Raw genomic sequence first — 6899 nt, 5'->3', positions numbered from 1 at the left:
GCGGACGACCGCGTCGGTGTCGGCCTCGATCACGGGGTCCGGCACCGTGTCCCAGGAGGTCTGTGCCGGGCCGTGGTAGACGAGCCCTCGCATGCTTGCTCCCTCCCTCGCCCCCCTCTTTGCCGGCTCCTCTCCACCGTCACCCCCGGGGGGCTCCCCGGCAACACGGAATGTCCGCACCCCCCGTGTCCGTCAGTACGGCCGCACGTAGGGGCGGCGGAACACCGGGGCCTGGCCGGTGCCCCACGGGCGCAGGGCTGCCAGCGCCTGGACGACCGCGGTCTCCAGGGGGCCACTGGTGTCGACCGTGACGGCCTCGGGCCACGGTGGCTCCCCGGCGGCCATGGCGGTGGCCACGGCGAGGTCGGCGTCGGACGCTCCGGGGGCACGCGTGATCAGTCGGGCCGCCGACAGATCGCCGGGGACCTGGCAGTGCAGGGCCACCAGGTCGGCGCCGGTGCGTTCGGCCGTGCGCAGGGCGGCTTCGCGTTGCCCCGTGTCGGACCACGTGGCGTCCAGGACGACGGATTCGCCGGAGGACAACAGGGCGGACGCACGGTCGAGCAGCGCGGCATAGGTCCTGGCGGTCCGCTCCGGTGTGTACAGGCCTTCGCCGTAACCGGCCGCTGCGGGCTGCTCCGCCGGGAGGCCTGCCAGCTCCTTGCGGAGGCGGTCGCTGCTCAGCAGGGTCACACCCAGGCGGTCGGCCAAGGCACCGGCGAGCGTGGATTTCCCGCTGCCCGGGAGCCCGCCCACGAGCGTCAGGCCGACGGCGGAGGTGCGCAGGTGGCGCAGCGCCGCCGTGACCAGCCGCCGGGACACCGCCTCGGCACCGGGCGCGCCCTGGCGTGACTGGATCAGGGAGACCTTGGCGCGGACGAACGCGCGGTAGGCCACGTAGTGGTGCCACAGGGACGGGGGCGCGGGGTCGCCGGAGTACTCGCTGTACCGGGCGAGGAAGTGGGCCGCGGGCTCCGGGGCGCCGAGCTGTTCCAGGTCCATGGCGAGGAAGGCGGCGTCGTCGAGGCCGTCGACGTGGCGAAGGCGGTCGTCGAACTCCAGGCAGTCCAGGATGCGGGGGCCGTCGTCGAGGCAGAAGACGTCCTCGGCCAGCAGGTCGCCGTGGCCGTCGACGATCCGTCCTTGCCGGATACGCGTGGTGAACAGGTGCTCGCGGCCGACGAGATAGCGGCGCACCAGCCGCTCGACCTCGTCGACGCCGTCGGGCAAGGAGACGTCTTCGGCCAAGGCGTGGACCTGTGCGAAGCTCGCTTCCCACCTCGAGGACAGAGCGTCGCGGGTTCCCTGTGCGTCCACTTCCGGGCTGCGGCGCGCGTCCGCGTGGCGTGCGGCGAGTTGTCGGGCCACGGCCCGCAGGACGTCGTCGACGGCGACGCCCTCTCGTACCAGCCGGGACAGGCGGCGGTCCGCCGGCATGCGGCGCATCACGACGAGCGGTTCGGCCACGTCCGTGTGCGGGCTGCGGATCTCGCCCAGGCCCAGGTAGACGTCCGCGGCGAAGCGGCGGTTGAGGGCGATCTCCTGTTCGCAGGCGGCCCGGCGGGCCGCCACCGTGGTGTAGTCCAGGAACTCCAGATCGACCGGTTTCTTGATCTTGTAGGCGTGATCGCCGAAGAGGAGCACGATCGCGGTGTGCGTCTCGTGCAGCTCCGCGCGCGGAGACGTCGCACCGTCGGGGCCGGGACCCGACCGGAGCACGGACGCGTCCATCCGGTGTGCGACTGGCCTCGCTCCCCTCGGGTCATCGGGCTCAGTCATGGGGGACGACGGCGACGGGGCAGCGTGCGTGATGGATGGCCGCCTGGGCGACGGGGCCCAGGCGCGGTGCCGGAACGCGGCGGTGCCGACGTCGGCCGACGACCAGCAGCCCGGCGCTCCCGGCGGACCGCAGGACCGCCCTGGCGGGGCTTTCCAGCCCGATGCCGTCGGCCACCTCCACCCGCGGGAACTTCTCACACCAGGGGCGAAGGACCTGGTCCAGCTGCTTCCTCGCGTCCTGCGCGATGCCTTCGGCGACGTCGTGGTCCACCCCCCAGGGAACGTAGGCGTGCACGGGCAGGCTCCGACCGTGCACGACCCGCAGCGGCACATTCCGCGCCGAGGCCGCAGCGAAGGCGAACCCGAGCAGGTCGTCGCAGGGGCCGTGCAGCTTCAGCGCGACCACGACATCGCCTGTCCCACCCGGTGCGGCCGGCGGCACTTCTGCGCGGGTTCCGGCACGGACCAGGACCACCGGCCGCTCGGCATGTGCCGCGACGGACATGCTGATGTCGCCGAGGAAGTAGCTCTCGACGAGCTCCAGCCCCCGCGAACCGAGCACGGTCATCTCGGACTCCGACGCCGCGTGCAACAGCGCGTCCTGGGCCTCGTCGGCAACCAGGTTGCCGACGATGACGAGACCGGGATGGCGCCTTTGAAGTTCCGCCTGTGCGTTGTGCACCAGCCGCTTCGCCCAGTAGTTCTGGTCGATCTCGGGGGGCGCCTTGGTGGGTTCCGGCGCGAGCATGGGCCACGCGTGCAACAGGCGCAGCGTCAGCTTGCGATGCTCGGCCTCGTCCGCGGCCCAGCGAGCAGCGGCAAGGCTCTCGGGTGAGCCGTCGAGGCCGACGGTGATCACAGGCTCCATGGCGCCTGCCTCCGTCTCGTAAGAAACTGGACATGACGATGACCGGGGTCGCCCCTCCGGAAGCGTCGGCAGGCCGTACAGTGCCTGCCACTCATTCGAGAGTTACCGCAAACTCTTCTGCGGCGCACGCGGACCCGATGGGGGGTCGGAGCTCGAAGGTGGAGTCCGGCAAGGGATGAGGTGTGGCTGTGGTGATGCCCCTGGTGGTCGGGGTCGACGGGTCGGAGTCGAGCCTGGAGGCGGTGGACTGGGCAGTCGACGAGGCGGCCCGGTACGCGGTGCCGCTCCACCTGCTGCACGCGGCGGCGCCGGGCCAGGACTCGTCCGGCCTGATCACCGCTGCCTCGGAACGGGCCGGAGGGGGCGCCGCCGGCGTGCGGGTGTCGAGCGAAGTGCTGCGCGACGACGCGGCCTCCGCCCTGGTCGACGAGGGACACAAGGCCTTCGCGCTGGTGCTCGGGTCCAGAGGGCTCGGGGAACTCCCCGGGCTGCTTCTGGGTTCGGTCAGCCTCGCGGTGGCGGCGCGGGCGGATTGTCCGGTCATCGTCGTGCGTGGCTCACAGGAGCACCGGGCCGGCCGGTTCGGGAACGTCGTCGTGGGGGTCGAGGACGGTGAGGGAAGCGACACGGCCGTATGGTTCGCCTTCCGCGAGGCTCATGTGCGGCACTGCGAACTCGTAGCGGTCCACGCCTGGAGTGCGCCGCTCGGCGCACTCTCCGAACCTCTCCCCGGACCGTGGTACGTCCTCGAGACCCACCGTCGCCCACCGGCACAGGTGCTCGACGACGCTCTGCGCAACCCTGAGAAGCAGTACCCGGAGACCGACGTGACACGCCGGGTGGTCGAGGGATCGGCGCGACAGGCGCTGTTGGAGACTGCGGCGGAAGCGGATCTGCTCGTTGTCGGTGCAGGTGAGCGGCATGCCCGTACCGGCCTGCAACTCGGCCTGATCAACCACGCCCTGCTCCATCACGCACCGTGTCCGGTCGCGGTCGTGCCGATACGTCGGAGGAAACCACGCCGGGAGCCGACTCACAAGGCCTGAAGGACCGCCTGTCAGGGACCTTCGGCCCAGTGACCGAGACCCGCCGTCGTCCGACGGTGGAAAGTGAAGCGACCAGCGATCCGCTGGAGGCTTGACGATGAGTACCCGACATTCACCGTACGCGTTCGGTCCGCTGCCACCGCGCGGGAATGAGGCCCTCCGAGGGCGGAACCCCCTGATCCGTACGTCGGACCGGGTCGAGTTCTGGATGCGTCGCGTGCTGGTGATCGTCCTTGTCGTCGGACTGCCGTTGGCGGGATTCGTTGCGGGCAGGCAGCGTACGAGTCGTCGATGCGCACGGTGCGGGCCCAGTCGGCCGAGCGGCAGCAGGTCGGTGCCAGGGTGATGTCGGTCTCCGAGGATGCCGGCCGGACGGTGAAGGCGCAGGCGCAGGTCCGCTGGACCGACAGCAGGGGCACGGTGCGGACCGTAACCGTCCTCGTGAAGCCGGATACGTCCGAAGGCTCCACCGTGCGGGTGTGGGTGGACCGGGGCGGAACCGTCGTCGGCCCGCCGCTGACCGGGACCCGAGCCGTGACCGATGGCTGGTTCGTCGGAGGCATGGCGGTGATCAGTGTGGCGACCGGGGCCTTCGTGACGCGGGCAGGAATACGCCACGTGCTGGACCGGAGAAGGTTCGCGCAGTGGGACGCCGAGTGGGACCTGGTGGAGCCCATGTGGACCGGCCGATTCCGCCGGTGATGCTCGGGCGAACGGAACGGGATGGAGAAGGTGGTGCTGATGTCCGATGCCACGACCACCGACCTGTACGAAGTGACGATGGCCATGTCCTACCTGCGGGAGGGGATGACCGGGCCGGCGACGTTCAGCCTCTTCGTTCGCGATCTGCCGTCCGGACGGGGCTTCCTGGTCACCGCGGGGCTGGAGTCCGCCCTGGATCACCTGTCCGGCCTGCAGGTCGGTCCGGAGGACGTCCACGCCTTCGCCGCCGCGCTGCACCGCCCGCCGGGCGATCTGGAGCCCCTGCTCGGCCTGCGGTTCACCGGCACCGTGCGGGCGGTACCGGAGGGTCGGGTCGTACTCGCCGGGGAGCCCCTGCTGGAGGTGACCGCTCCGCTGCCGCAGGCCCAGCTGGCCGAGACGTACGTGCTCAACCTGCTCAGCCATCAGACGATGATCGCCTCGAAGGCCGCGCGCTGTGTGATCGCGGCGGCCGGGCGCCCGGTCGTGGACTTCTCCCTGCGGCGGACCCACGGCCCCCAGGCCGGTTTCCAGGCCGCTCGGCTCGGCTCCATGGTCGGTTTCGCGGGGACCAGCAACGTGGCCGCGGCCACGGCCCTGCACCTGTCCGCGGTCGGCACGATGGCCCACTCCTACGTAGAGGCCTTCCCGACCGAGGAAGACGCGTTCCGCGCGTTCGCCCGGGCCCACCCCGGCCCCGTCACCTTCCTGGTGGACACCTACGACACCGAGGAGGGCGCCCGCATCGCGGCACGTGTGCTGCGGGACCTGAACCGCGGGCCGGGCTGCGCCGTGCGCCTGGACAGCGGTGATCTGGGAGCCCTGGCGGTGCGGGCCCGGTCCATCCTCGACGAGGCGGGCCTGCCGGACGTGCGGATCACCGTCAGCGGCGGTCTCGACGAGTACGCGGTGGACGATCTGGTCCGCTGCGGAGCGCCGATCGACGTGTACGCGGTCGGCACGCGCATCGGGGTCTCGGCCGACGCGCCGTATCTGGACTCGGCCTACAAAATGGTGGAGTACGACGGGCGACCGGTCATGAAACTCTCCTCGGCCAAGGTCACGGCGCCCGGCCGGAAGCAGGTGTTCCGTCGTCCCGGCCGTGCCGACGTGCTCGCTCTCGCCGACGAGCGGCCACCGCTCGACGGCACGCCGCTGTTGGAGACGGTGATGCACCACGGACAGCGCACCGGTGGCAGGTCCACGCTCGACGAGTGCCGGGAGAGGTTCGCCGCCGACCTGGCCGCGCTGCCGCCGTCCGCCCGCCGGATCCGGGCCCCCGTAGCGCCCCGGGCGATGCCCTCCGAGCGGCTGCGCGCGCTCGCCGACCGGGTCCGGCGCCGTATCGCACAGCAGACGGGAGCACCCGCCACACGGCACGGGATGTCCGAACGAGCTGCGTCCGGGCCGTACAGGTCCGTTCCGAGCTGAGGAGGAGAGCGGATGTCGCACACCCTGGAATGGAAGGCTCGCCTCTACCTCTTCGAGGAGGGGGAAACCACAAAGGCCCGCGCGGTGGTCGACACCGGGACCACGGTGCTCACCGGGCACGGCACCGCACGCCGGAATCCGGCGGACACGGACGTGCCGGAGATCGGTGACGAGCTGGCGGCGGGCCGGGCGCTGCAGGACCTGGGCCGGCAGTTGGTGGACATCGCCGAGCGCGACGTCGAGGGCACGGGCACGACGCGACCGGGCCCCCGCCCGGCAGTCGGGTGGTCCACGTGACCCGGTCCGCGCCCCGGTCGGGGACACCTTGTGGGTCGGACGCCCGCCCAGGTCCCCGGCTTCGTGAGGAGCGGATCCGTCTCTGCGGCCGGATGCGCTGTGGATCGAAAACCAAGGAGGAAGACCGATGACGCTTCCCGCACACCGCGGCAGGGACTCGCTCTCCGGATGGGACCCCCTCCGGGAACTCGAGGAGCTGCGCACCCGCATGGATCAGCTCATGCACTCCACCTTCCCCGGCCGCGGTTTTCCCGAGGCCGGAGCCGAGGCGTGGGCGCCGTTGGCCGACGTCGAGGACACCGAGGACGCCTACCTGATGGAGCTGGAACTTCCCGGCGTGGACAAGGACGAAATCACCGTGGAGGTCGGCGACGGCGAGCTCGACGTCCACGGCGAGATCAAGGAGAGGGAACGCACGGGTGTGGTCCGCCGGCGGACCCGGCACGTCGGGCGGTTCGACTACCGCACGAGTCTGCCTCCGAACGTCGACGCCGAGCACATCACCGCGGAGCTGACCGGCGGGGTCCTCACGGTGCGCGTCCCCAAGGCACAGAAGGCCAAGCCGCACCGCATCGAGATCACCGGCTGAGGGCGGCGGGGCCGGCCGACGCGCCGTGCGGCTGCGACAGGCCGGTGCCCGCCCCTTCCGTTACCCGGCGATCCTTCGTGAAGGTCGAGTCAGGGGGGCAACTGCACATCGGTATCTTGAGGAAAGGGCGGCGATCATGCGAGCTCACCTCGGCGATCAACTCGTCATCGAAGGCCCGACGACCGGC

The 6899-nt window shown here is 71.4% G+C and carries 7 protein-coding genes and 1 pseudogene; 5 read left to right on the top strand and 3 right to left on the bottom strand.

What is annotated here, in order from left to right; genetic code table 11:
- Window positions 1–192 precede the first annotated feature (192 nt).
- Window positions 193–1731 (bottom strand): bifunctional aminoglycoside phosphotransferase/ATP-binding protein, encoded by a 1539-nt coding sequence (locus tag ACWEQO_RS34455; RefSeq protein WP_452986456.1) that lies wholly within the window; start codon window positions 1729–1731, stop codon window positions 193–195.
- A gap of 40 nt (window positions 1732–1771) precedes the next feature.
- Window positions 1772–2647: a universal stress protein gene (locus tag ACWEQO_RS34450; RefSeq protein ID WP_361463027.1), complete on the bottom strand. Its 876-nt coding sequence runs from the start codon at window positions 2645–2647 to the stop codon at window positions 1772–1774.
- A 188-nt stretch (window positions 2648–2835) separates the two neighbouring features.
- On the opposite strand from ACWEQO_RS34450, the gene ACWEQO_RS34445 reads away from it, so the two are divergent.
- The 5 genes and pseudogenes from ACWEQO_RS34445 to ACWEQO_RS34425 all read left to right on the top strand — a co-directional run bounded on the left by ACWEQO_RS34445 (window position 2836) and on the right by ACWEQO_RS34425 (window position 6712).
- On the top strand, window positions 2836–3693 hold the full coding sequence (locus ACWEQO_RS34445; protein WP_452986457.1) for a universal stress protein: 858 nt from the start codon (window positions 2836–2838) through the stop codon (window positions 3691–3693).
- Between the two features lie 97 nt (window positions 3694–3790).
- Window positions 3791–4395 (top strand): annotated as a pseudogene (locus ACWEQO_RS34440) (Rv1733c family protein).
- Window positions 4396–4434: 39 nt separating this feature from the next.
- Window positions 4435–5826: a nicotinate phosphoribosyltransferase gene (locus ACWEQO_RS34435; RefSeq protein ID WP_452986455.1), complete on the top strand. Its 1392-nt coding sequence runs from the start codon at window positions 4435–4437 to the stop codon at window positions 5824–5826.
- A 12-nt stretch (window positions 5827–5838) separates the two neighbouring features.
- Entirely contained in the window at window positions 5839–6123 is a 285-nt protein-coding gene (locus ACWEQO_RS34430; RefSeq protein WP_361463032.1) for a DUF1876 domain-containing protein, read from the top strand.
- Window positions 6124–6250: 127 nt separating this feature from the next.
- A complete protein-coding gene (locus ACWEQO_RS34425; protein ID WP_452986454.1) occupies window positions 6251–6712 on the top strand; it encodes an Hsp20/alpha crystallin family protein in 462 nt (153 codons plus the stop codon).
- Here ACWEQO_RS34425 and ACWEQO_RS34420 read toward each other — a convergent pair.
- Window positions 6702–6899: hypothetical protein (locus tag ACWEQO_RS34420; RefSeq protein WP_452986453.1), on the bottom strand; the 198-nt coding region annotated here is incomplete at its 5' end. The two genes, ACWEQO_RS34425 and ACWEQO_RS34420, sit on opposite strands and share 11 nt — an antisense overlap.

Source organism: Streptomyces sp. NPDC004051, assembly GCF_053604275.1.
The sequence above is the reverse complement of the archived record's forward strand: the minus strand, read 5'-3'. Positions and strand labels throughout refer to the sequence as shown.